Annotated in this window: 18 protein-coding genes; 11 read left to right on the top strand and 7 right to left on the bottom strand. The window is 73.3% G+C overall.

Annotated features, from left to right (window positions below; all coding sequences use genetic code 11):
* Positions 1-28 precede the first annotated feature (28 nt).
* From ABT123_RS17435 to ABT123_RS17405, 7 genes are all read left to right on the top strand, one after another.
* Positions 29-1429, top strand: a complete 1401-nt coding sequence (locus tag ABT123_RS17435; protein ID WP_351314755.1) for an NADP-dependent succinic semialdehyde dehydrogenase — start codon at positions 29-31, stop codon at positions 1427-1429.
* 154 nt (positions 1430-1583) lie between these two features.
* Positions 1584-3830: a hypothetical protein gene (locus ABT123_RS17430; RefSeq protein ID WP_351314752.1), complete on the top strand. Its 2247-nt coding sequence runs from the start codon at positions 1584-1586 to the stop codon at positions 3828-3830.
* Entirely contained in the window at positions 3827-4810 is a 984-nt protein-coding gene (locus ABT123_RS17425) for a TRAFAC clade GTPase domain-containing protein (RefSeq protein ID WP_351314749.1), read from the top strand. The genes ABT123_RS17430 and ABT123_RS17425 overlap by 4 nt, the downstream gene beginning before the upstream one ends.
* Before the next feature lie 5 nt (positions 4811-4815).
* On the top strand, positions 4816-5715 hold the full coding sequence (locus ABT123_RS17420) for a hypothetical protein (RefSeq protein ID WP_351314747.1): 900 nt from the start codon (positions 4816-4818) through the stop codon (positions 5713-5715).
* A gap of 48 nt (positions 5716-5763) precedes the next feature.
* On the top strand, positions 5764-6882 hold the full coding sequence (locus ABT123_RS17415) for a carboxylate-amine ligase (RefSeq protein WP_351314744.1): 1119 nt from the start codon (positions 5764-5766) through the stop codon (positions 6880-6882).
* A gap of 62 nt (positions 6883-6944) precedes the next feature.
* The gene (locus ABT123_RS17410) at positions 6945-8021 is read left to right on the top strand and encodes an NAD(P)H-dependent amine dehydrogenase family protein (RefSeq protein ID WP_351314742.1); all 1077 of its coding nucleotides are present in this window, start codon (positions 6945-6947) and stop codon (positions 8019-8021) included.
* The gene (locus tag ABT123_RS17405) at positions 8021-8500 is read left to right on the top strand and encodes a carboxymuconolactone decarboxylase family protein (protein ID WP_351314832.1); all 480 of its coding nucleotides are present in this window, start codon (positions 8021-8023) and stop codon (positions 8498-8500) included. Before ABT123_RS17410 ends, ABT123_RS17405 begins: the two co-directional genes overlap by 1 nt.
* Before the next feature lie 61 nt (positions 8501-8561).
* Here the strand turns inward: ABT123_RS17405 and ABT123_RS17400 are convergent, their stop codons facing one another.
* From ABT123_RS17400 to ABT123_RS17390, 3 genes are all read right to left on the bottom strand, one after another.
* Positions 8562-10214 carry a GMC oxidoreductase gene (locus ABT123_RS17400; protein ID WP_351314739.1) on the bottom strand — a complete coding sequence of 551 codons (1653 nt, stop codon included), beginning with the start codon at positions 10212-10214 and terminating at the stop codon, positions 8562-8564.
* 113 nt (positions 10215-10327) lie between these two features.
* A complete protein-coding gene (locus ABT123_RS17395) occupies positions 10328-10864 on the bottom strand; it encodes a DoxX family protein (protein ID WP_351314736.1) in 537 nt (178 codons plus the stop codon).
* 48 nt (positions 10865-10912) lie between these two features.
* Positions 10913-11704: a dioxygenase family protein gene (locus ABT123_RS17390; protein ID WP_351314733.1), complete on the bottom strand. Its 792-nt coding sequence runs from the start codon at positions 11702-11704 to the stop codon at positions 10913-10915.
* Positions 11705-11821: 117 nt separating this feature from the next.
* On the opposite strand from ABT123_RS17390, the gene ABT123_RS17385 reads away from it, so the two are divergent.
* The 3 genes from ABT123_RS17385 to ABT123_RS17375 all read left to right on the top strand — a co-directional run bounded on the left by ABT123_RS17385 (position 11822) and on the right by ABT123_RS17375 (position 14029).
* Positions 11822-12292 carry a MarR family winged helix-turn-helix transcriptional regulator gene (locus ABT123_RS17385; protein WP_351314730.1) on the top strand — a complete coding sequence of 157 codons (471 nt, stop codon included), beginning with the start codon at positions 11822-11824 and terminating at the stop codon, positions 12290-12292.
* Between the two features lie 109 nt (positions 12293-12401).
* Entirely contained in the window at positions 12402-12758 is a 357-nt protein-coding gene (locus tag ABT123_RS17380) for a YciI family protein (protein ID WP_351314727.1), read from the top strand.
* 8 nt (positions 12759-12766) lie between these two features.
* Positions 12767-14029 carry an RNA polymerase sigma factor gene (locus ABT123_RS17375; RefSeq protein ID WP_351314724.1) on the top strand — a complete coding sequence of 421 codons (1263 nt, stop codon included), beginning with the start codon at positions 12767-12769 and terminating at the stop codon, positions 14027-14029.
* 10 nt (positions 14030-14039) lie between these two features.
* Here the strand turns inward: ABT123_RS17375 and ABT123_RS17370 are convergent, their stop codons facing one another.
* A complete protein-coding gene (locus ABT123_RS17370) occupies positions 14040-17168 on the bottom strand; it encodes an alpha-N-acetylglucosaminidase (protein WP_351314721.1) in 3129 nt (1042 codons plus the stop codon).
* A 215-nt stretch (positions 17169-17383) separates the two neighbouring features.
* On the opposite strand from ABT123_RS17370, the gene ABT123_RS17365 reads away from it, so the two are divergent.
* Positions 17384-18931, top strand: a complete 1548-nt coding sequence (locus tag ABT123_RS17365) for an FAD-binding oxidoreductase (RefSeq protein WP_351314718.1) — start codon at positions 17384-17386, stop codon at positions 18929-18931.
* On the opposite strand, the gene ABT123_RS17360 is transcribed toward ABT123_RS17365, so the two are convergent.
* From ABT123_RS17360 to ABT123_RS17350, 3 genes are all read right to left on the bottom strand, one after another.
* Positions 18867-21536 carry a DUF6493 family protein gene (locus ABT123_RS17360; protein WP_351314715.1) on the bottom strand — a complete coding sequence of 890 codons (2670 nt, stop codon included), beginning with the start codon at positions 21534-21536 and terminating at the stop codon, positions 18867-18869. The genes ABT123_RS17365 and ABT123_RS17360 overlap by 65 nt on opposite strands.
* The gene (locus ABT123_RS17355) at positions 21533-22951 is read right to left on the bottom strand and encodes a winged helix-turn-helix domain-containing protein (protein WP_351314712.1); all 1419 of its coding nucleotides are present in this window, start codon (positions 22949-22951) and stop codon (positions 21533-21535) included. Before ABT123_RS17355 ends, ABT123_RS17360 begins: the two co-directional genes overlap by 4 nt.
* A 237-nt stretch (positions 22952-23188) precedes the next feature.
* The gene (locus ABT123_RS17350; RefSeq protein WP_351314709.1) at positions 23189-24763 is read right to left on the bottom strand and encodes an IucA/IucC family protein; all 1575 of its coding nucleotides are present in this window, start codon (positions 24761-24763) and stop codon (positions 23189-23191) included.
* Positions 24764-24792 lie beyond the last annotated feature (29 nt).

The following is a 24792-nucleotide window of genomic DNA, read 5'->3' as shown; positions in this document are numbered from 1 at the left end:
GCCGGAGACCAGGCGGCACGGTCGAGACATGCCGATCGCCACAGTGAATCCCACCACCGGCCGGACCCTGCTCACCTTCGAAGCCCTCGGCCCCGACGGCATCGAGCAGTGCCTGGCCGACGCCGCGGCGGCCTTCGCCGCCTACCGGACCACCTCCTTCGCCGACCGGTCCGCCCTCCTGATGCGCGCCGCCGCCCTCCTGGAGGAGGAGTCGGAGGACGTCGCCCGGACCATGACCACGGAGATGGGGAAGCCGCTGGGCGCCGCCCGCGCCGAGGCCGCCAAATGCGTGAAGGCCATGCGCTGGTACGCAGCCCACGCCGAGGAACTGCTCGGCGACGAGCAGCCCGCCGAGGCCGACGTCCGCGACTCCGGGGCCTCGGCCGTCCGGGCCCACTACCGGCCGCTCGGCGTGGTCCTGGCCGTCATGCCGTGGAACTTCCCGCTCTGGCAGGTCGTACGCTTCGCCGCGCCCGCGCTGATGGCCGGCAACGTGGGCCTGCTCAAGCACGCGTCGAACGTGCCGCAGACCGCGGTGTACCTCGGCGAGCTCTTCCAGCGGGCCGGCTTCCCGCACGGCTGTTTCCAGACCCTGCTGATCGAGTCGGGTGCGGTCGAGCGGGTCCTGCGCGACCCCCGGGTGGCCGCGGCCACCCTGACGGGCAGCGAGCCGGCCGGGCGGGCGGTGGCCTCCGTGGCCGGCGACGAGGTCAAGAAGACGGTGCTGGAGCTGGGCGGCAGCGACCCCTTCGTGGTGATGCCCTCGGCGGACCTGGCGCGGGCCGCGCAGACGGCGGTGACCGCGCGGGTCCAGAACAACGGGCAGTCCTGCATCGCCGCGAAACGGTTCATCGTGCACACCGACGTCTACGAGGAGTTCGCCGAGCGGTTCACGGCCGGCATGGCCGCGCTCCGGGTGGGCGACCCGATGGAGGACGGCACCGACGTGGGCCCGCTGGCCACCGAGAAGGGCCGGGCCGACCTGGAGGAGCTCGTCGACGACGCCGTGGGGCACGGCGCCGGGGTGCTGTGCGGGGGCCGCCGCCCGGCCGGATTCGACCAGGGGTGGTTCTACGAGCCGACCATCCTCTCCGATGTCACCCCGGCTATGCGGGTGGACCAGGAGGAGACCTTCGGGCCGGTGGCCACGCTGTACCGGGTGGCGGACCTGGACGAGGCGGTGCACCGCGCCAACCACACCCCGTTCGGCCTCAGTTCGAACGTGTGGACCCGGGACGACGCCGATGTCGAACGCTTCGTACGGGACCTGGAGGCGGGCGGGATCTTCATCAACGGCATGACGGCCTCCCACCCGGCCCTGCCGTTCGGCGGGGTCAAACGCTCCGGGTACGGGCGCGAGCTGTCCGGGCACGGCATCCGGGAGTTCTGCAACATCACCACGGTCTGGCGGTCCGCCGAGCACCACTGACATCGCTCCCGACACGCCCTGTATCCCACCCGTCACGAATCGCGCGAATCCGGCCACGCCGCACGGTGATTGCTGCCATCGTGTGTAACCGCCCGGCCGGGTGCGGCTCGCACCCCTGCCGGGGACCGAGGGATCAGGGGAAGAGGGGGGAGCCATGTCCCGTGCGGCCAGGATCGGGGAGATCCGGCGACGTCGTGAGCAGCAGGCCCGGCAACTGGACGTTGCCCGGACCTGGGTGACGGAGGTACTGGCGGGCCTGCGCCTGCTGGACTCGCTGCGCCTGGAGCTGCTGGGTGCCGTACCCGCCGAGGCGGAGGGCCGGCTGGCCGCGCTCGGCGTGGAGCTCGGCGAACTGCTGGAGCAACTCCCGCTGGAGGCAGCGGAGATCGAAACGGTGGCGGCCCGGTTCCGCCGCCCGACACTGAACGTGGGGGTGATCGGCCGGGCCCGGCAGGGCAAGAGCCGGATGATCCGGAGCCTGACCGGCCTGACCGAACAGGAGATCCCGACCAGTGACGGCAGCTTCTGCACCGGAGTGACCAGTGTGATCCGGCACGAGGACGGGGTGGACACGCAGGCGCAGGTGTTCCTGCACAGCGAGCGCTCGTTCCTGCACGAGGTGATCGCCCCCTACTACGCCGAACTCGGCCTGGGCAGCCCGCCCGCCACCCTCGACCGGTTCGCCGGACCGCTGCCCGCCGAACCCGCCGAGCGCAGCGCCGCGGACGGCAGCCGGTACGCCCATCTCGCCGGGTTCCACGAGGCGCTCCCCGCGTACCGGGCGCTGCTGCGCACCCCGTCCCCGCATCCCGTGCCGGCGGGCGGGATCCGCTCCTTCGTGGCGCAGGCCGACGAGGACGAGACCCCGCAGCACGCCTTCCGCGCGGTGCGCCACGTACGGATCACCACGCATTTCGCGGAGCAGGACTGGACCGGGCTCGCGCTGATCGACCTGCCCGGGATCGGTGACACCAACCTGCAGGACGCGCAGCGGATCGTGGCCGCGCTGAAGGACGAGATCGACGTGGTGGTGTTCGTCCGCCGGCCGGACGCGCTGGGCGACGGCATCGGCACCTACGACCACGACCTGTACGACCATGTCCGGGACGGTCTGTCGGACGTGGGGCTGGAGCAGTGCTCCTTCCTGATCGTCAACCGGTGCAGCGGGCCGAAGAACGACAACTCTGCGAACGCGGACCGGATGCTCACCCAGTGGCTGCCGGCCTCGCGGTTCGAGGTCGCGGAGGCGCACATCGCCGACTGTTCGCAGCCGGCCGAGGTGGCCGCCGTGATGGACCGGGTGCTGGACCACCTCCTCACCCACCTCGACGGGCTGGACGCCCAGCGCCTGGCGGCCCGCACCGAGAAGGCCGCGGAGCTGCGCGAGCGGACCGCCCGGCTGCTCGCGCAGGCCGGCCGGCTCGCCGATCTGGCACAGCCCAGCGAGGTCTGGTTCCTGCCGTTCACCACCCTGTTCAAGGAGGCCTCCGGCCGGCTGGCCACCGCCCTCGCCGCGTACGTACGGGAGTTGCGCGAGGAACGGGAGTACGCCGACACCTCGCTCGCCGAGGCCGTGGACGCCATCCTGGAGGCGGCCCAGCAGGACCCCGGGCATCCGTCGGTGGCACAGATCGTGGTGCGCGCCGACGCCGAGGACGGCCTGAGCGTCGCCTACGGCAAGTACCTCAACGAGTCCCGGGCCCGGATCTCCCGCCGATTCCTGGAGTGCGACCTCGCACTGCACACCCGTACCGAGCGGATGCAGCACCGGATCGCGGAGATCCTGAAGGGGCCGGGCGCGCTGGGGGCCCTCGGCACGGCCGAGGGCGCCGACTTCCTGGCGGCGCTCGCCGACCGCATCCCCAAGGTCCGGGAGCAGGGCGAGAGCGAGATCCGCTACGCGCTGGGGCTGCTGGCCGACTTCCAGCTGTCCTACCGGGGCATGCTGCAGCACCGGGTGCGGGCCTGTCTGGACGGGCTGCACGCCGACACGCCCGCGATGCGCTTCCCGGAGGGCCAGGTGCCGACGGCCGCGCAGGTGCGGGAGATGCTGGAGGTCTGCTACGACGAATCCCTGTACGCCTGCCGGGCCGAGCTGCACAAGGCGCTGGCCGAGCCGAGCGCTGCGGTGTTCGCGATCGTCGAGGAGTTCTACGACCGGGTGGTCTCGGCGGCCGGCGCCGCCGATGAGTGGCTGGTCTTCTACCAGGACGCGCGGGCGGAGATCTGGCCGGGCCGGTTCGCCGCCCTGGCGGAGGACGCCGCCCATCTGCGGCGCTGGTCCGAGACGGTGGGGACGGTCGGGGCGCTGCTGGAGGCGCCCCCCGCCACCACGCCCGCCGCACCCGCCGATGTACCGGGCCCCCGGGCCCCGCACGCGCCCGAGGAGGTCGCACGATGACCACCCCCGAGCGGTACACCATCGAAGTGAGCATGCTGGGGCCCTCGGGTGCCGGCAAGACCTCGCTGCTCGCCTCCATGTACGCGCAGTACGCCGATCTCATCGGGGCGACGGACCTGGAGCTCTCGCCGGTCGGGGACACGGCGGTGAAGCTCTCCGATGCGGTGGCCCGGCTGAAGGCGCTGTCCCGGTCGGTGCAGGTGCGGGACAGCGTGGACGGCACCGCCGCCGCGGGTCTGCACCGGTATCTGATCGCGGTGGGCCAGAAGGGCAAGAAGCCGAGGTTCACCCTGCGGTTCACCGACTACGCGGGCGGACTGCTGCGGGAGCGGGGCGGCGGCGGAGTCGGCGAGCAGGTCCAGCAGGCCCTGGCCAACAGTCCGGTGATCCTGCTGGCGGTGGACACCGCGGCCCTGCTCGAACAGGACGGCCTGTACCACGACCGGATCAATGCGCCGCATCTGATGTACGAGCAGATCAAAACCCTGCTCCAGGGGAACGAGCAGCACCGCCTGCTGGTCATCGTGCCGCTGAAGTGCGAGAAGTACGTGGACACCGAGGCCGGGGCGCACCATCTCCTGGACCGGATCCGGGAGGGCTACAAACCGCTGCTGGACCATCTGGCGCATCAGGAGGTGCGGCCCCGGGTCGGCTGTGTGGTGGTGCCCGTGCAGACCACCGGGTCGATCGTGTTCTCCTCGATCACCGAGTCGGCGGAGGGCCGGCTCCAGTTCCACTACCGCAGTCGCCGGCCCGGCGCCCCGTACTCCCCGGTCGACACCGATCAGCCGCTGCGCTACGTCCTGCGGTTCGTGCTCAACGTCTACCGGCAGGACCGGCGGGGGTTCTGGCGCGAGACCGTCGACGAGATGTTCAGCACCGACGACGCACTGCGGGCCGCGGTGAACACCTTCGCCTCCGGTACGGTCAGCCGGCCCGGCATCCGGGTCCTCCAGGACCATCCGCGGCTGGGGCGGTGACGGCGATGCCGGAGAGCAGTTGGTTCGTGGAAACACGCGGTTACCTGCCGGACCAGGACTACAGCTGGCAGGCGGCGGGGGCGGGCGGGCAGGATGCCCGGGCGGCGGCGGAGCTGCTGGCGCGGGGCTGCCGGGGCAGGTCGGTGTACGAGCTGATCGACGACTCGGCCTCCTCGCTGCTGCTGTACTGCGCGGACGGCAGAAGCGGCGGATACGGCGGGGCGGGGCCGGTCTGGGTACTCCTGATCACCGGCTTCCGCCGGGCCGCGGAGGACCCCACCGACCACATGGGCCGGACCATCCGCGCCTCGGTCCTCGGCACCGGCACCGGGCACGTGCCGCCGGAGGATCTGCTGGCCGTCGCCCATCGTTTCCTGGAAGGCCGGCTGACCGGCCCGCTGCCGGTCACTTACGGGCTGCCGGACGGCACCCCCGGTTTCGAGGTGGATCCCGAGGGCTGGGCGGGTCTGCTCGATGAGGCCCGGACCGAGCTGCAGGACGAGCCGCCCCCGGCCGCCCTGATCAACCCGGACCTGGTCCGCGTCGACCGGGACACCGCCGACACCCGCAGCCGGGCCGCCGCGATCCTGCGGGAGGTGGACGAGCAGGCCCGGGCCGGGGTCTTCGACCCCGCCAGGGCCCAGCTGACCGGCGGCACACCACGGCCGCTGCTGGTGGTCACCACGCTGATGCGCGAGGACTCGCTGCTGGCTCTCCGCCCACTGCACGCCCTGAGCCCGTACGTGGACCGGAGGAAGGAGAGCAACGTCCAGCGGGAGGCCGGCAACTCGATCGTCCAGGGCTTCTTCACGAAGGTCGCCGGCACCTGGGGCGCCGTCTTCGCCCTGGCCGGCCTGGCCGGCTTGGCATTGCTGGCAGTCGCCGCCGTCGCGGTCTGGCGGTGAGCCGTTTGCCCTAGTCTCAACCGGCCGCCGGGCGGGTAGGGGCTTTGAATGATGACGGTCGGGGTCGAGGAAGAGTTCCTGCTGCTCGATACGGCGACAGGTCTGCCTGTCCCGCTGGCGGGGAAAGTACGGACGGCAGCCGGTCTGCGGTGCCGGCCCGAACGAGGTGAGGGCGAGGTGCAGACCGAGCTGCTCCAGGCGCAGCTGGAGGTCGCCACCCCGGTGTGCACCGCCCTCGACGAGGTAGCCGGACACCTGAACCGGATGCGGCAGCTGGTCGCGGAGGCGGCCGGTGCCTTCGGGTGCCGGCCGGCCGGCTGCGGCACCCCGCCGATCCACGGACAGGATCCGATTCCGGTGACCCGGACGGAGCGCTACCGGGCCATGACCGAACAGGCCCAGCTGCTGGTGGCGGAGCAGCTGATCTGCGGAATGCACATCCATGTGGGGGTGCCCGACCGGGAACGGGCAGTGGAGGTCCTCAACCGGGTGCGCGTCTGGCTGCCGACCCTGGTGGCGATGGCGGCCAATTCCCCCTTCTGGGCGGGCTCGGACAGCGGGTACGCCAGCTGGCGCACGGTGGTGTTCGGGCGGTGGGCGGTCAGCGGCCCGCCGCCCCGGTTCGCCTCGCTCGCCGACCACGACCGCCGGATCCAGGACCTCGTGTCGGGCGACCTGATCATGGACACCGGGCAGATCTACTGGCAGGCCCGGCTGTCCGAGCGCTACCCGACGATCGAGGTGCGCTGCATGGACGTCCAGCTGCGGGCCGAGGACGCGGCCCGGTTCGCGGGGCTGGTGCGGGCCCTGGTCGATACGGCACTGCGGGAGACGGAGGCCGGACTGCCGGTCCCGGAATGCCCTCACGAGCTGCTCCAGGCGGCGAACTGGCACGCGGCCCGGTACGGCCTGAGCGGCGGGCTGCTCAGCCCCTACCACGGCACGCTGGTCCGGGCGGAGGCCGCGGTCGGCGGGCTGCTCTCCCATGTCGCGCAGGCCCTGGCGGAGGCCGGAGACCGGGAGCAGGTCAGCCGGCTGGCCGAGGAACTGCTGCAGGAGGGCACTGCCGCCGACCGGCAGCGGCGGGCGTTCGAGCGGGACGGGCTGCCGGGGGTGGTGGGCCTGGTCACGGCCGGAATGACGGAAGGGACAACGGAAGTGACCTGACTGCTGACCGGAGGCCGTCACGGGGCTGGGAACCGCAGGGGGTGCGCGCTACCCTCCGCCGCATGATTTCCACGGTTGTCTGGGGTACCGGCAACGTCGGACGTGCGGCCATTCGTGCCGTCGAGGCCCACCCGAGGCTGAAACTCAACGCTGTGCTCGTCCACAACCCCGCCAAGGTCGGCCGCGACGCCGGCGAGCTCGGCGGGCTCGACCACGAACTGGGGGTGGCGGCGACCGACGACATCGCCGCGGTGCTGGAGGCCGGTCCGCAGGCGGTGGTGTACGCCGCCTCCGGGGACATCCGGCCGGACGAGGCCCTCGCCGACATCGCCCGGGCCGTCCGGGCGGGGGCAGTGGTCGTGACCCCCGCCCTGTACCCCCTCTACGACCAGCGCAACGCCCCGCCCGAGTTCCGGGATCCGGTACTGGCCGCGGTGGCGGACGGCGGCGGCTCGCTGTTCGTCTCCGGGGTGGATCCCGGCTGGGGCAACGACGTGCTGCCGCTGCTGATCAGCGGGCTCGGCAGCGAGGTGGACGCCATCCGCTGCCAGGAGATCTTCGACTACTCGACGTACGAGCAGCCCGACTCGGTCCGCTACCTGGTGGGCATGGGCCAGCCGATGGACTACCAGCCGCCGATGCTCATCGAATCGGTCCCGACCATGGTGTGGGGCGGTCAGATCCGGCTGATGGCGCGGGCCTTGGGGGTGGAGCTCGACGGCGTGTGCGAGACCCTCGAGCGGCGCCCGCTGGAGACGACGGTGACCACCCGGACGATGGGCGAGTTCGAGGCGGGCACCCAGGGTGCGGTGCGGTTCGAGGTACAGGGCATCGTCGGGGGCGAACCCCGCATCGTCATCGAGCACGTGACCCGCATCCACCCGTCCTGCGCCCCGGACTGGCCGGTGCCGCCCGACGGCGCCGGAGCACACCGGGTGATCATCGAGGGTCGTCCGCGGATCGAGGTCACGGTGGAGGCCACCGACGAGGGGGAGAACCGGTCGGCGGGCGGGAACGCCACGGCGGTGGGCCGGCTGGTGGGTGCCATCGACTGGCTGGTGGACGCGGAACCCGGACTCTACGACGCGCTGGACGTCCCGCTGCGTCCCGCAATCGGAAAACTGGGGAGGACAACATGATGCGGATCGACGTTCCCGAGGGGCAGCACCCGATCGAGTACGTCTGGGGCGATCTGGTCCCCGGAATCGGGATGGCCGCCGCCAACTTCTCGCTGTCCGTGTACGCCCATACGACCCTGGGGCTGCGCGAGTTCGAGGCGGCCCGGCTGCGCATCGCGCAGGTCAACGGGTGCGTGTTCTGTCTGGACTGGCGGACCGAGCGGGACGGGGTGAAGGTCGAGGAGGAGTTCGCCGAGGCGGTCACCCAGTGGCGGACCACGGACGCCTTCGACGACCGGACCCGGCTGGCCGCCGAGTACGCGGAGCGGTACGCCCTCGACCACCACGGTCTGGACGAGGAGTTCTGGGCCCGGATGACCGCGCACTACAGCCAGGTCGAGATCGTGGAGCTGAGCATGAGCATCGGCTCGTGGCTGGCGTTCGGTCGGCTCAACCATGTGCTGGGCCTCGACAGCGTGTGCGTACTGCCGACGGGCTGAGCAGGCGCAGGGCGTGGGGCCGGCCGGTCGTACCGGCCGGCCCCGTGCCCCCGTACCCCCGTCAGAGGTCGGTGGCGATGATCTTCTCGATATTGCGTTCGGCGAGGGCCGTGATGGTGACGAACGGGTTGACGCTGGCGTTCCCCGGGATCAGCGCGCCGTCGATCACATACAGGCCGGAGTAGCCGTGCAGGCGTCCGTAGTTGTCGGTGGCCTTGTCGAGCACTGCGCCGCCGAGCGGGTGGTAGGTGAGGTGGTCGCCCCAGATCTTGTAGGCGCCGAACAGGTCGGTCCGGTAGATCGTGCCCTCCTTGGCGTTGATCTTGTCGAAGATGGTCTTCGCCATGTCGATGGACGGCTGCTTCCAGGCGGTCTGCCAGTTCAGATCGACCCGGCCGGCCGCCGCGTTCCAGGTGAACTCGGCGCGGTGGGGGTTCTTGGTGATGGACAGGTAGAAGGAGGCGTACGTCTCGATGCCGGTGGGCAGCGGGGCGACCTCGGCGAAGGCGCCGCCGGCGGCCCAGTTGTCGATGCCGGCGGTGGGCATGGCGGACTGGAGTTTTCCGGTCGGGTCCCACATGTGGTTGGCCCGGCCGCACATGACGTTGCCGTTCTCGCCCCAGCCCTTGCCGATCTCGTTGTTGAGGCCGGGCAGAGCGCCGGTGGCCTTGAGCCGGACGAGCAGTTTGCTGGTGCCGACGCTGCCGGCCGCGAAGAACACCTTGTCCGCGGTGACGGTCTTGACGGCGGTGGTGGTGCCGGTGGTGTCGATCTGTTCGATGGTCACGGTGTAGCCGCCGGCCGCCGCGGGGGCCACGGAGGTGACCTTGTGCAGCGGGGAGATGGCGACCCGGCCGGTGGCCCTGGCCTGGGCGAGATAGGTCTTCTGCATGGACTTCTTGCCGTGGTTGTTGCCGTAGATGACCTCGCCCGCCAGCGCGGACTTCGGGACGGTGCCGGCCTCCTCCTGCTTCATGTAGTCCCAGTCGTAGACGTTGGGCACGAAGACGAAGGGGAACCCGGAGCGCTGGGCGTGTTTGCGGCCGACCCGTGCGTACTGGTAGCAGGGGGCGGACTCCCACCAGGCCTGGTCGACGGGGGTGACGCCGAGTCCGGCGTTGGCGCGCGGGTAGTAGGTGTCGTACATCTCGTCGACGTTCACCGAGGGGAGTACGGCGCCGAAGTTCTCCCGTTTGGGGGTGACGGCCATGCCTCCGTTGACCAGGGAGCCGCCGCCGACCCCGCGGCCCTGGTACACGGTGATGCCGCCGAACTCCTCGGCGTCCAGGATGCCGGTGTAGCGGGGGACGTCCTTGTCCAGCGGGAAGCCGAGGAAATTGCTCAGCGGCTGCTTGGTCCGGGTGCGCAGCCAGAACGAGCGGTAGTCGGGCTTGGTGGTGTTGGCGAAGATCTTGCCGTCGGAGCCCGGGGTGTCCCAGGCCATGCCCATCTCGATCATGTGGACGTCGACGCCGGCCTGGGCGAGCCGCAGGGCGGCCACGGAGCCGCCGTACCCGGTGCCGATGATCAGGGCCGGGACGTGGGCTCCGCTGTCGATGGCCGGACCGGCGGCGGGGATGACCGCCGGTCCTGCATACGCGGCGGAGCCGTGGCCGGCGAGGGCCACGGCTCCGAGAATGGAACTTGTTCCAGCGATGAATCCACGGCGGGACATGCCATTGGATCCCATATTGCGGGGGGTGTTGGTACCCATGTGTCCTTCCTCACTCTTGGCGGAAGAGAAACGAGTTCTAGCTCCGCCCGTGAGGTAAGTCGATAGATACCTGTTGGTAATTTTTGTCTGTACCAGCCGCCGGTGACCGTCCGTCAGTCGCGGAACAGCAGGACCAGCGCCGCCAGGACGACGGCCAGCACCAGGGCCAGGGCTCCGTACACCAGGCGGTGGTTGCGGAGCACCGGCAGGTAGTGGTCCACGGCGAGCCGGCCCGGACCGGTGAGGGCGAGGGTGGCCGCACCGGCGACGATCAGGAGCTCGAACTCGACGCCGTCCTGCCCGATCAGGTGGCCCGTCCAGTTGACCGCGATGGCATTGATCATGACGCCGACGATCCCGGCCGCGGCCAGCGGGGTGACCAGGCCGAGGATCAGACCCAGGCCGCCCAGGGTTTCGGTCAGACCGGCGATGGCCGCCATGGCCTCGCCCGCCGGGTAGCCCGCCTTGGTGAAGAACGCGCCGGTGCCCTTGATGCCGCCGCCGTCGAACCACTTGAACAGCTTCTGGGTGCCGTGCACCACCATGATCGCGCCGAGCACGATGCGCAGGACCGGCAGGCCGACGTCATAGGGGGTGAGGGAGGGCGACGGGCGGTCGGTGCCCGGGAGGGTGGTCGAGGTCATGGTCATCAAGGTGCTTTCTGTGGGAGGGACGGGAGGGGCAGGAACGGAGGACGGTCAGCCGAACTGGAGCGAGCGCTTGGCCAGCCCCATCCAGAAACCGTCCACCGGGGTGCGCTGGGCACCGAGGTCTCCGGTGGCGTCAGCCGCGCCCAGAGTGACGAAAAGCGGGGCGAAATGCTCGGTACCCGGATGTGCGAGTCGGCCGGCCGGGGAGGCGTGTTCGAAGTCGAGGAGGGCATCGACGTCACCGGCGGCCAGCGCCTCTCGGCCCCAGGCGTCGAACTCGGCCGACCAGGTGGGCACCCCGGGGCCGGAATGCCGCAGGGCGGCCAGATTGTGGGTGAAGAAGCCGCTGCCGACGATCAGGACCCCTTCGTCGCGCAGCGGGGCGAGCCTGCGGCCGAGGTCCATCAGCCGGCGCGGATCCAGGGTGGGCATGGAGACCTGGAGCACCGGAACGTCCGCCGCGGGGAACATCTCGACCAGCGGGACGTAGGCACCATGGTCGAGCCCGCGGTCCGGGATGTCCTGGACCGGGGTACCGGGCGCGCGCAGCAGGGCACGGACGGACCGGGCGAGCTCCGGGGCGCCCGGGGCGTCGTACCGGACCCGGTAGTAGTGCTCGGGGAAGCCCCAGAAGTCGTAGACCAGCGGGACCTGCTCGGTGGCGCCGAGGGCGAGCGGGGCCTCCTCCCAGTGGGCGGAGACCATCAGGATCGCCCGGGGGCGGGGCAGCCCGGCGGACCAGGCGGCCAGCTGGCCCGGCCAGACGGGGTCGTCGGCCAGCGGGGGCGCGCCGTGACTCAGGTACAGCACCGGCATACGGCCGGGAGCGGGCGTGGTCATGACGGCAGCACTCCTTCCCATGTCCACATCGACGTTCCGATCGGTGTTCAAATTCGAACCATTACCTGGACTCTAGGTTGTGATTCGAATTTGAACAAGCTGCCGTAGTCTGGACCCATGGCTGAGACGAGATGGCTGGACGAGGAAGAGATGCGCGCCTGGAAGGGCTTCCTGGCGGCTTCCGCGCTGCTGGGCCGGCGGCTGGACCAGCAGCTCCGGGTGGACTCCGACCTCTCGCACCCGCAGTACGAGATCCTCGTCCGGCTGTCCGCCGCGCCCGACGGGGAGCTGCGCATGACGGAGCTCGCCGACGCCCTGATCAACACCAAGAGCGGCCTCACCTATCAGGTGACCCAGCTGGAGAAGGCCGGGCTGGTGCGCCGCCGGACCTGCCCCTCCGACGTGCGCGGGGTCTTCGCCGTGCTCACCGAGGCGGGCCGGGAGCGGCTGGTGGAGGCGGCGCCCGGGCATGTGGCGACGGTGCGGAACCTGCTGATCGACGTCCTGAGCCCGGAGCAGCTCACCGCGATCGCCGACGGCCTGGGCGAGGTCACCCGCCGCCTCCGCGACCGCACCGAGTCCGAGTGAGAGGATTTCCCGGAAGAATCTTCCCGGGATCTGTCGATCCGGGCCGACGCCGTTCGACGCAAGGGTGAAAGGCGGGGAACGGCCCCGCCCTCACGACCGAGGAGTCACCATGCCGCGCTTTCTGACGATGGTCCGCGTCGACGAGCAGAACCTGCCCGCCGAGGGCCCCGGCCCCGAGTTCGAGGAACGGATGGGCGCCCTCTTCGAGGAGATCACCAAGGCCGGGGTCATGCTGGACACGGCCGGCCTCACGCCGACCTCCGAGGCCACCCGGGTCACCTGGTCCGGCGGCCGGATCGGCTTCACGGACGGACCGTTCACCGAGACCAAGGAGGTCGTGGGCGGCTACTCGCTGATCCAGGCCAAGGACAAGGCCGAGGCGGTGGAGTGGGCCAAGCGGTTCCTGGAGATCCACCCCGCGGAGTGGAACGTGACCTGCGAGGTCCGCGAGATCGTGGAGGGCTGACCGGTCGTATGACGGCACCCGGCCCGGCCGCGGCGGTGGAGGCGGTCTACCGGATCGAGTCGGCGCGGATCATCGCCGGTGTCACCCGCATCGTGCGGGACGTGGGCATCGCCGAGGAACTCGCGCAGGACGCGCTGGTCGCCGCCCTGGAGCAGTGGCCGCAGTCGGGTGTCCCGGATCGCCCGGGCGCCTGGCTGATGGCCACGGCCAGGCACCGGGCGATCGATCTGGTGCGCCGCAAGGAGACGTACGCGCGCAAGCTGGCGGAGGTGGGGCGGGCGCTGGAGGACGTGCCCCCGCCCGGCCCGGCCGACATCGACGGCATCGGCGACCCCGACCACATCGATGACGACCTGCTGCGGCTGATCTTCACCGCCTGCCATCCGGTGCTGCCCACCGAGGGCCGGATCGCCCTCACCCTGCGGCTGCTCGGCGGGCTGACCACACCGGAGATCGCCCGGGCGTTCCTGGTCCCGGAGCCCACGGTGGCCCAGCGCATCGTCCGGGCGAAGCGGTCCCTGGCCCGCTCCGGAGTGCCGTTCGAGGTCCCGTACGGCGCCGACCGGGCCGGCCGGCTGTCCTCCGTGCTCGAGGTCGTCTATCTGATCTTCAACGAGGGCTACTCCGCCACAGCCGGAGACGACCTGCTGCGGCCGGCCCTCTGCGAGGACGCGCTCCGCCTGGCCCGCGTCCTGGCCGGGCTGATGCCCGCGGAGCCGGAGGTACACGGCCTCGCCGCGCTGCTGGAGTTCCAGGCCTCGCGCACGGCCGCGCGCACCGGTCCGGACGGCGGGCTGGTGCTGCTCGCGGACCAGAACCGGGCCAGGTGGAACCGGCTGTTCATCCGGCGGGGCATGGACGCGCTGGCCCGGGCGGGCAGTGGACCGTACGCCGTGCAGGCGGCCATTGCCGGCTGCCATGCGGCGGCGGTCCGCTACGAGGACACCGACTGGGCGATGATCGCCACGCTGTACGGGCGCCTGGTGCAGCTGGTGCCCTCCCCCGTGGTCGAGCTGAACCGCGCCGTGGCGGTCTCCATGGCGGAGGGCCCCGAGGCCGGGCTGAAACTGGTGAACGCCGTTGCCGGGGAACCGGCCCTGCAGGGCTACCACTTGCTGCCCAGCGTGCGGGGCGATCTGCTGGAGCGCCTCGGGCGGGGCCCGGAGGCGAGCACGGAGTTCGAGCGGGCGGCCTCCCTCACCCGCAACGCGCGGGAGCGGGCCCTGCTGCTGGACCGGGCCGCCCGGGCCACCGGCCCGGACACCACCTGACAAAGCACTCCTAGGGCACGGCGGTCCGGCCGAGTTGCCAGCCGCTGAAGCGGGCCGTGCCGCGGGCGCCGTTGCCGGCGTTGCCTGCGGTCATGAAGAGGCCGGCGTCCTGGGTGGCCGCGGCGCCCGGGACGGAGACGGTGGCGATGGTCTGCCAGGTGCGGCCCTCGTCCGTGGAGCAGGTCCCGGTGAAGGAGCCGCCCGGGTGCTTGGTGAGCTCCAGCAGGGCGGGCGCCTTGAGGCCGGTGATGCGGTGCAGGGAGTCCAGGGTGCCGTCGCCGTCGCTGTCCCAGGACAGGACGATGCCCTGGGCCGGGGTGACGGCCAGGGTGAGGAGCCCGGGGGATCCCTGACGGGCGAGGTGGTTGCGGACCGCGATGCCGGCCCGGGCCCAGCCCCCGGTGGAATCCTGGGCGTCCACCCGCAGCCGGATGACCGTCCCTTCGGTGAGGACGGCCTCTCGGTACGCGGTCCCGAACTGCGCGACGCGCCGCCACAGGTCCTCGCCGCCGCCGCTGATCGCGAACCGGTCGCCGGTCTGCCCGAACAGGGCCGCGTTGGTGGTGTGGGTCCGCCAGCCCTCGCCGAGCGGGCCGGCGAGCACCAGGTTGGCCCGCTGGGTGACGGTGACCGGGTCGCGGCCGGCCGTCCCGTACCGGGTGACGAGGGTGTACGGGACGGGTTGCAGGGGTTCGGTGAGGGGCACGGCGGGGGCGGTGACCTGCCACCTCACCCGGGCGCTGCCGCCGGCCTCGACGTCCGGCAGGGAGGTGGCTCCGAGGGCGGTGGCCTCGAGGCCGGTGAGGGTGAACCCGACCGGTCCGGTGGCGTTCAGGCCGTTGTGGTTGCGGAAGGCCGCGGTGAGGGTGGCGGTGCCGCCGGGGCTGAGGGTCGGCGGTTGCAGGGTGAGGGCGGTGAACGCCTGGTACGGGGCCTCGGCCAGGGTGTCGTACACCCTGCGGGCGGTGCGGTACGGGTCCCCGGTCGGCCGGACCGGGTGGCTGCGCGTCCGCTCCGTGGTCCAGGTCTCCTCGCGCGGGTAGAAGTCGAAGGCGGCGGGGGTGCGCTGCCCGGCCAGGGCCTCGGCGTGCTCCTGCAGGAACTCCTCCCACAGGGGCAGGTGGAGGTCGCCGATCAGGCCGTGCCAGTCCCGGCCCGCGTAGTTGTTCAGGGTGACGGCTGCGGGCCGGCCGGCCCAGGTGGTGATCAGGACGCGGGCGGTGCGTTCGAGTTCCACGGCTTCGGCCGGGCTGCCGGCCTGCCGTTTGGCGGCCTCCAGCCAGGGCCCCAGGAGGAAGTTCCGGTGGCAGCCGGCCACGGTGTCGCTGAGCCGCATCAGCTTCAGCCAGAGCGCGGACAGGGCCCGGAAGGTGTCGGCGTCCCGGCTGAGCCAGGCGGCGCGCAGGGACGGGTGGAGGGTGCGGGAGCGGTTGGCGAGGGCCTGGCGGGTCAGGTCGGTGAGGTCGTGCCGGTAGGTGTCGGAGTCGCGCAGCGCGGGCGGGACCTGGAGCAGGGCGGCGAAGGCCCGGTCGAAGCCGGCCTGGTCGAACATGGTGCCGGAGGAGGAGAAGAGGCGGGGGCGGCGGGTGAAGAGCGAGTCGTGGGGGCGGCCGTCCCGGCCGGTCAGCCGGTAGGCGGTGGCGGCGAGTTCGGCGAACGCGGTCCGGGCGGCGGGGTCCTCGGCCCCGTAACGGAACGCGGCGTAGCCCTCGAACCATGCGGTCCGGTCCACCGTCTCCTTCCGCCAGGCGAGTTCGCTGAACAGCTCGAAGGCGGCGGGGTCCCGGCCGCTGGCCTCCGGCATGTAGGCGGTGCCGGTGAGGGCGCTGCCGGGCTTGTCGCGCCAGGTGGGAAACTTGCGCACCCACCGGTCGGTGTTGGCGCCGAGGGTGGTGCGACCGCCGAAGTTGGGGATCGTGCCGAAGGCGTACGGGGTGCCGCCCCAGTCGCGGTCCCGGTCGGTGACGGTGTCCAGGTCGGAGATCCCGTCGACGATGAAGAGGCGGCGGCGGTCGACGGCGTCGAGGAGTTCCGGGAGCGGGTTGTGCTGCCAGCCCAGCAGCACCCAGGTGGCGCCGGGGTGGGCGGTCTGCAGGGTGCGTTCCACGGCGCGAGCGGCAGCCGCGACCGGTACGTCGCCGGGGCTGCCGCCCTCGTGCAGCAGGTCCATCTTGAAGTGGCGGGCCTCGCCGAGGAGTTCGCGCTGGTGCCGGTAGAAGGAGGCGGCGACTTCGGCGAACGGCGGGGTGCGGGGGTCGAGCCAGTCGGGGCGGGGCAGCCCGCACCAGCTGCCCTGCGGGACCACCCGGGCGGTGGGGTTGCGGGTCATGAAGCCGTCCGGGACGGTGCCGAACCAGCCGGGCAGCACCGGGGACATGCCGTAGGCGCGCAGCCGGTCGGTGATCCGCCGGCCGAGGGCGGCGCGGCGGGCGAGGAGCCCGGCGGAGACCGGGCCGCCGTAGCCGCTGAGGTTCTGCAGCAGCCACCAGGGCTGGTGGGAGGGGGCGGGCAGCCAGGCGCGGGCCTCGGCGTCGGTGTAGCCGAACTCCATCAGGACCCGGTGGTAGACGGCTTCCTGGCCGACGGTGACCAGGACTTGGTTGCAGCCGTGCAGGGCCAGGTCGTCGATCAGGCGTTCCCAGTGGGCCCAGTCGGCGTACGGGCCGGTGTAGCCGTCGTGGGTGTCGTTGAGGGCGAACCGGTGCGGGACGGTGGCGGACCGCTCCAGCGGCCGGTCGGGGGCGGGCAGTACGTCGGGCAGGTCGAGCCGGCTGCCGGCCCAGGAAAGGTGGGCCCGGCAGACGTACTTGAGGTACCAGTGGACGGCCGTGAGCAGCACGGCCGGGCCGGTTGCGGTGACTTCGATCCGGCCGTCGGTGCCGGTGACCTTGAACCGGTCCGGTCCGGTGCCGGCGGGTACGGTGCGCAGCACGAACTGGGCGGCGTGCCGGGGCAGCAGCCGGTGGAGGGCCTCGTGGGCGGCGGCGGTACCGGGGCCGCCGCGGTCGGGGGCTGCGGTTTCGGGGGCGGGGGCGGGTAGGGGGGCCGCCGCGGCCGGGGGCGGGTCGCCCGGGAGTCCGGCGGCGAGTCCCACCGCCCCGGCCGCTCCGAGAACGGCACGCCTCGACAGCATGTCCATCTGTGTGCTCCGTGGTACTGGGTGACAACGGACACCTGCGCAGCGCAGGTTATGGCCTGGACCGGCCCGAGTACGGCAGGGACACGGAGGACGCCGGGGGAAGGGGCTGGAACGGGGTGGTCCGGGGCGGGCGTTCGGCCGGACGGCTGGATGGTGCGGCCGACCCCGGACCGGTTGGGCGGCCGGGCGGGGCCGGGGCTGCGCGTAATGGGGTCATGGGTGTGCAGCGGCGGCAGGTGGTGCGGGGCGCGCTGGCGGCAGCGGCGGGTCTGTGGCCGGGCTCCCGGCGCGGGCCGGACTACCGGGCGCTCGGGGCGGCCCTGGACGGGCGGCTGGTGGTCGCCGGGGATGCCGATTACCCGATGGCGCGGCAGCTGTACCAGCCGCGGTACGACCGGATCGCGCCCGGGGCGGTGGCCTATCCGGCGCACGACGGGGACGTGGCGGTGTGCCTGGAGTTCGCCCGCCGGTCCGGGGTGGCGGTGGTGGCCCGCGGCGGCGGGCACGGCTATGCGGGCTGGGCGGTCTGCCCCGGGCTGGTGGTGGACGTGGGGGCGATGGCGGAGGTGATTCCGGGGAGCGGTGAAGTGCGGGTCGGGGCGGGGGCGCGGCTGGGCGGGGTGCATGCGGCGCTGGCCGGCCGGGGGCTGGGGATTCCGGCCGGGCTGTGTCCGACGGTGGGGATCGCGGGGCTGGCCCTGGGCGGCGGTCTCGGGGTGGGCAGCCGGGCGTACGGGGCCACCAGTGACCGGCTGACGGGGGCGCGGGTGGTCACCGCCGACGGGATCGCGCGCGAGGTGGACGCCCGGCAGGAGCCGGAGTTGTTCTGGGCGCTGCGGGGCGGTGGCGGCGGGAACTTCGGGGTGGTCACCGAGTTCCGGTTCCGCACCCATGCCGTCGCGGCCTGCGGTGTCGCGGAGCTGGGCTGGGAGGCGCGGAACTCGGCCGCGGTGCTGGCCGGCTGGCAGCGCTGGCTCGGTGCGCTGCCCGATCCGCTGTGGAGCCAGGTCGAGTTCGTGCTCGACGGGCCGGCGGTGCCGGGGCCCGCCGTACGGATCGTGGCGCTGGACGGGCGCCGGGAGCTGGACCGCGAGGTGGCGCGGCTGATCGGCCTGGTGGGGGCGCAGCCGCGGAGCCACCATGCGGTGGAGCGCGGGTACGGGGACACCATGCGGGCCCTGTCGGGCTGCCTGGACCTGTCCCCCGCCGAGTGCCGGCTCCCCGGCGGGCTGCCGGGCCGGGATCCGCAGGGCCGGCTGGAGCGGGAGGACTACACGGCCCGGTCCGACTTCTGGGCGGCGGGCGGCCTGTCGGCGCCCGCCGTCGAGGAGGTGCTGGCCGCGCTGGGCCGGTATGCGGCGGAGGTGCCGGCCGGCGGGCGCGGGGTGGTGCAGTTCGACGGGGTCTGCGGGGGTGCCCTCAACCGGGTGGCGGCCGGCGCCACCGCCTTCGTGCACCGGGACAGCGCCTTTCTCGGGCAGTACCTGGTGTACTGGCCGCCCGGGGCGGCCCGGGCGGAGGTGCTGCGGCACGAGGGCTGGCTGGACCGGCTGTGGCAGCGGCTGCGGCCCTGGGCGAGCGGCCGGGCCTACCAGAACTACGCCGATCCGAAGCTCACCGGCTGGGCCCGGGCGTACTACGGGCCGAACCTGCCCCGGCTGGAGCAGGTCAAGCGCGTCTACGATCCGGGCCGGCTGTTCAGCTTCCCGCAGGCGGTGCCGGGTGGGAGCGCAGGGCGGCGCGCAGCCGTCCGGCCTGGGTGACCAGCCGGGTCCGGCCGCCCCGGTCCGCGGTCGCGGCGAGCCCGGCGGGTTCGGGGCCCTGGACCCGGCAGTGCTCCACGCAGTCGGCGGCGACCTCGAGGAGTTCCCCGGCGGCGGCTGCCTGGAGGCTGCCGTCGAGCGCGGCGGTCAGCGCGGTGGCCAGCACGGCCCAGGTGGTGGCGTACGCGCCGGTCGCGGCGGCGGTGCGGAGGGAGTCGGCGAGCCGGTTGGGCTTGACGGTGCCCTGGGTGAGCAGTTCGGTGAGGTCGGTGCCGAGGCGTACGGGGTCGAGTTCCTCCCGGGCTGCGAGGGTGAGCAGGGCGTCCACGGCGGCCAGCCGGTCCTCGGGGTAGCGGGCGCCGAGTGCGGTGGCGACCGCCAGGTGCAGGGCCTGGCCGGCCGGGCCGCCGGCTTCGGCCAGCCGGGCCAGCGCCTCCACCGCCCCGCGGTCGTCGTAGCCGGCGGCGCAGGCGGCGAGTTCCGGGAGGAGCCAGGCGGCCAGGGTCTCCCGGTCCTCGGGCAGTACCGCGAGGTCGGCCGGGGAGGGCCGCCACCAGCAGCTGATCAGACCGGTGCGGGGCCGCCCGAGGGCGTGGAACTCCTCGGGGAACTGGGGCTGGGCGAAGGGGCGTTCGCCGGTGTCCAGCGCGAGGTGCGGGACGTCGAATCCGCTGTTGCCGAACGTGTATCCGAACCGGTGGTCCCTGGGTACGACGGTGGAGCGGATCAGGGTGGGCGGTGCGCCCTCGGTGCCGAGCCAGGCGGCGAGCCGGTCGCCCTCGCGGGTGCCGAGTGCGGTGGCCGCGGGTGCAGCGGCCGGGTCCCGGCGGACCCGGAACAGAGCCTGGGCGAAGTCGGCGGCGGCAGGGGTGATGCCGAGGCGGTGGTAGGCGGCGAGCCGGCGGATCAGCTCCTCCGGATCGATGGAGCCGGTCTCCCACACCGGGGTGGCCAGCAGGAACGGCAGCGGGGCGGACCCGATGCGGTGGGCGGCCTCGCGCAGCCGGCGGACCGGCACCCGCTCCAGGGCGACATGGGCGCAGTGCTTGTGGAACTCCGGGAGCGACGCGCCGTGGTGATTGCGCCGCCGGGTCCGGGGGGCGGCCCGGTCCAGGACGGCGGCGGCGACGAGTTCCAGACCGGTCAGGCGGTCGGCGGCATGCGGCTCCCCGTCGAGCCACCAGCGGTCCGCGAGCGCGGGGCGCAGTGCCTCGGCCAGTTCGGTACGGTCCCGGTGGGCGCGGCGGACCAGCCCGTCGAGGGCGCGTTCGAACTCGGCGACGGTCGCGGTGCGCGAGTTGACCACGGCTGCGACGAGTTCCACGGTCTCGGCGACCGTGTCGGGGGACGGCGCGAGGCGGGCGGGGACGGGGCGCGGGGGCAGTGTCTCCCGGTAGGGCTCGGTGTCCTCGGCGGGGGCGGTGGCGCCGAGCAGTTCACCGGCCAGGGTCCGGTGTACGGGGCTGAGCAGCGCGGCGGCGTCGGCGAGTTCGGCGCGCAGCATCTCGTCCCCGTGGAGGTGGGCGGCGGCCAGCTTCAGGGCGCGTTCCTGGATGTCGGTGTCCGGGTGGCCGAAGACTCCGGCGAGCACCGGCAGCAGTTCGGCGGCGGCGGTCCGCTCGCGGCGCAGGATCCGGCCCAGCAGCACCAGTTGGGCGCGGACGAGCTTCTTCTCCGGGCGGAACAGTGCGGCCTGGGACATCTCGGCGAGCAGGCCGGTGTCGAGCTGTCCGGCCTCGGCCAGCCGTGCGAGGATCTGCTGGGCGTGGCCGGCGACGGCCGAGGGGGCGTCGGAGGCCAGGGCGAGCCAGTCGGCGGTCCGCTCCCGTTCCTCGTCCGCGGTGGGGTTCAGCCGCTGGAGCAGGACGAGGTAGTACTTGAGGTCGGTGGCCTTTCCGCCGCGGAGCAGGCGGCCGGTGCAGCCGTCGATCAGGGTGGCGCGGTCCACGGTGCCGTCCTCGGCGAGGGCGGCCAGCGCGGCGGGCCAGTGCTCGGGGTTGTCCGGCTCGAACCGCCAGGAGAAGGCGGCAACCGGTTCCGCGGTCTCGAAGAGGCGGGGCACGAGGTCCGTCACGTGCGGGTCGCGGCGCAGGGCGGCGGCGAGGGGGACGGACGGGCCGCGCCCGGCACGGTGGTGGGTCGGGCCGCCGACGGCGAGCGCCCAGCCTTCGACATAGCCGTCGGTGAGCGGGGCGGGGCAGTCGGCCAGCCGGACGAGTTCGCTGATCAGGGGGTAGTCCTGGCGGGCGGTGGCGGTCCGGCCGGCCAGCCGGTGGGCGAGGTCGCCGAGCCACTGCGGGTCACGGCCGGAGAGCAGGTCGAGCAGGGTGTCGTACGGGAGGTCCTGCCAGGTGCGCAGGTCGCGGGCGCCGATCCAGGCGGCGGCAGCCGCGGCTCCGGTGTGGCAGCCGGTTCCGGCGATGAGCAGGGCCCGGCCGCGGACGTCCCGGTCCTGCCAGCGGCTCCAGTCCCAGCCGCGCATCTCGCGGCGCAGTTCCTTCAGTTCGGCGAGCAGCTCGCGGCGCTGGGTGCGGTCGAGGTCCTTGAGGAGGCCGGGGATCTCGGCGGTGCGGCCGTCGCGGACGGCTTCGAGGACGGCGTTCATCGGGTGGCTCCGGTCATGGCGGCAGTGGTCAGGGTGTTCGTGGCGGCGGCGCGCTGGGCCATGCGGGTGGCGAGGGCGTGCTTGCAGGGGCCGCGGCGGCCCCGGTAGTCGGCCCACCACTGGCAGGTGCAGCCGAGTGCGCCGCCGGATTCGCGGACCTGGTAGCGGCGTTCGCCGGAGGTGACGACGGCGGTGCCGGTGCCGCCGGATCCGGTGAGGTCGACCGCTCCGGCGTCCAGCAGGGCGCGGGCCGCGGTCAGCCGCGGGTTGTGCCGTTCGGCACGCCGGGCGTCGTAGGGGAGTTCGCGGTGGAAGTAGGCGGCGTCGGCGATGTCGTACCCGACCCGGCCGGCCGTGCCGAGGCGGGCGAGGGCGGCCCGGACCCGGGGCACCGGAAGACCGGACTGTTCGGCCAGCTCGGCCGGGTCGATCCGCGGTTCCCAGGCGAGCAGGACCGAGATCAGCTCGGCGTCGGCGGCGGCCTCGTCGGTGGCGAGGGCCTCCAGGACCCCGCCCTCGCCGGAGAATCCGCGGTCGGCCTCCGGGGAGAGGGTGAGGGTGAGCCGCATGCCGGGCAGGGTGAGCTCCCAGGCGCTCGCGGTGGGCAGGGCACCGTCCGGGGCCGGCCCGTACACGCGCAGGCCGGTGGCGTGCCGGAGCACCTGCTGGAGGGCGGCCAGGCGTTCCGGCCCGGGCAGGCAGACCGCGCCGGGGACCGGACGGGTGGTGGGCCGCAGGGTGCGGCCGGCCGGGACCACCCACATCGGGCCGCCTGCGGAGCCGCCGCCCGGCGCGGTGCGCGGGAGCGAGCGGAGGAACCGTACGGCCTCGGCGGCGGGCAGTTCGGCGCGCAGGTCGAATCCGGTGGTGGCGACCTGGGATTCGGCGAAGCCGCGGAGCCAGCGGTCGGGCAGCGGCACCTTCTTCTCCACCACCGGCCCGTCCAGGGTGGTCACCGCCATCTCGTCCGGGCCGACCCGCAGGTGCAGCGGGTCGTTCCCGGTCAGCCGGGACAGCGCCGCGCGCAGTGGGTGGTTGACGTCCACGTTGGTGGTGCCGTGCCCGGTGTCGGCGCCGCGCAGGCCCTCGGGCAGCACATCGAGCCGGGCGTACACCCCGCAGCAGCCGGAGAAGGATTCAAAGCGCAGCCGGTCGCCGTTGCCGGTGACCACCGGGTCGAGGGAGGCGCGCAGGGTGCGCCGGTAGTAGCGGGCGGCGGCCACGTCGGCGACCGCGAGCAGGGCGCGGGCCGCGGCCTGAGGCTCGCTCAGGAACCCGGCGAAGAACCGGGGATGGGCCTCCGGCCCGACGGGGGTGAGGCCGCCCGCGGTCTCCAGGCCGAGGGCCCGGCCGGCGCCGGAGGAGGTCAGGGCGGACGGGCGGGCATAGGCGAAGGTGTGAGCGGTTCGCGTCATGTCCCGGAACGCTAGGCGGGGGCTCTGACAATGCCGTTCCCGGCTTCCGCCGGGTGTCCGAGGACAGTCGGCCCGGAGTCCGGCGGAGCGCGGGGGCACGGCGTGGGGTCAGGCCGGCCGTGCCATGGCGCTGTACCGGGCTCCGCCGGTGACGGCGTTTGCGTTCGGGACAGCTGCACCGGGCAGGGCCGCGTGCGGATCACGCGCGGCCCGCGTGCGGCCCGACCGCCGGCTCCGTCAGATGGCCGAGGACCGCATTGGGTTGGGGAGGGGGAGGTAGCGCGCCGATGCGCCGTTCGCGCCGGTCCAGCGGAGCAGCAGATTGGCCTTTCCAGGCAGGTCGATGGCGTTCGGCAGCTCCCGGGCCTCCGGGAGCCCGTACGCCGCCGCGCACCGCAGCAGTTCACGGCGTACGGCGGGCCACAGCGACCCAGCCACCCCCCGGTGCCGTGCACCGATTGCAGATGCGATTTCCGTCACGTTGTTGACGAGGAGGCAGTAGACCAGCCGCTGCCAGCCGGCCGCGCGGCTCACCTCGGGCACCCGCTTGACCCCCTCCGCGTCGCGGAACAGCGCCTGCACCGGCAGGCCGGCCGGGTCCAGGGCGATCACCGTGTTCTGCAGATGGGCTTCCAGCACGATGCCCTCGTGGGCGAACAGGTCCAGCACCGGTGGAATCACCGCGCGCAGGTACGCCACCCACCAGCCGACCGGGTCGGCGAGGTCGTCCAGCGGACCGCCGGTGAAGCCCTCGGCGAGCGAGGCGGCCAGCAGCGGGGTTGTGCCGGGGACCAGGCGCCCGGCCAGTCCGTCCCGGACGAGGACGGCCAGCTCCTCGAAGGCGAAGCCCGCGGTCCGGTAGCCGCGGTCGCTCAGCCAGCCGGCAACGGCGCCCGGACGGGCGGCGAACGCGGCCTCGACGGCCGCATCCGTGTCGCGCAGTTTCAGCAGGTCGTGCCGCCACAGCCGGCGCACGTCGTTGGTGATCCGGACATCGAGGCTGAACTTGACGAACAGATCGGCGGCCCCGTCCCGGCCCGGCACATGGACGGTCCGCACCGAGGCGGTGGGCCACACCGGGAGCCGGGTCCGCCCGAGCCGAAGCAGTCGGCCGTCCTCGAACGCGGCCCGCACGGCCGGGGTGGCCGCGATCAGCTCGAGCTGCCACGGGTGGGCGGGCAGCAGCCGGTAGCCGGGCGGGGCGGCCGGGCCGTCCAGCAGCGCCGCGAGTGCGTCGACCGACGCGGCGGCCCGCTCGCCGCCCTCTTCCACCGCGTCCTCCGCGCGCACCGCGAGGAACTCCAGCGGGAAGCTCGCGTACGCCTCGGGTGCGTACGGCAGCCAGCTTCGGGCCGGTCCACCGCCGCGGGTCTTCGGCGCGGGGTGGCAGGGATGCCCCATGAGCAGGGACTGCTCGGAGCGCAGGTACGGGTCCGCGGGCGGCCGGGCCGCCTCCCGGGCGGCCAGCAGCGCGGCCACCACATCGCGGCTGTCGGCCATCTCCGCCGGCAGTTCGTCGTTGGCGATTCCGGTGCTGCGGCGCAGCTCCTCGGCGGTGAGTTTGACCAGCTCGGCGTGGCCGAGCGGCTGCCAGCCGGCGGCGGTGCGCAGTTCCGGCCGAACCGGCCGGCGCCCGCCGGTGGCCCGGAGCAGCCGACCGCTGCCGAGCAGCCGGTGAACCCTGCCGCCGCCGCTGCTGCCGCGGCCGTCGCGGCCGTCGCTGCCGTCGAGCGGTTCGGCCGCCTCCTGGAGCAGACAGTTCAGGAGCGGCACGGTGGCATACGCGTCAGCGGCGTCGGAGATGTGGTTCACGGATTCCTAGTATGCGTGGTGAGAGCGAC

Origin of the sequence: Streptomyces sp. NPDC002054 (assembly GCF_040296685.1) — a bacterium.
Classification (GTDB): Bacteria; Actinomycetota; Actinomycetes; order Streptomycetales; family Streptomycetaceae; genus Streptomyces.
Note: the sequence above shows the minus strand (reverse complement) of the source record. Positions and strands in the feature narration are given on the sequence as shown.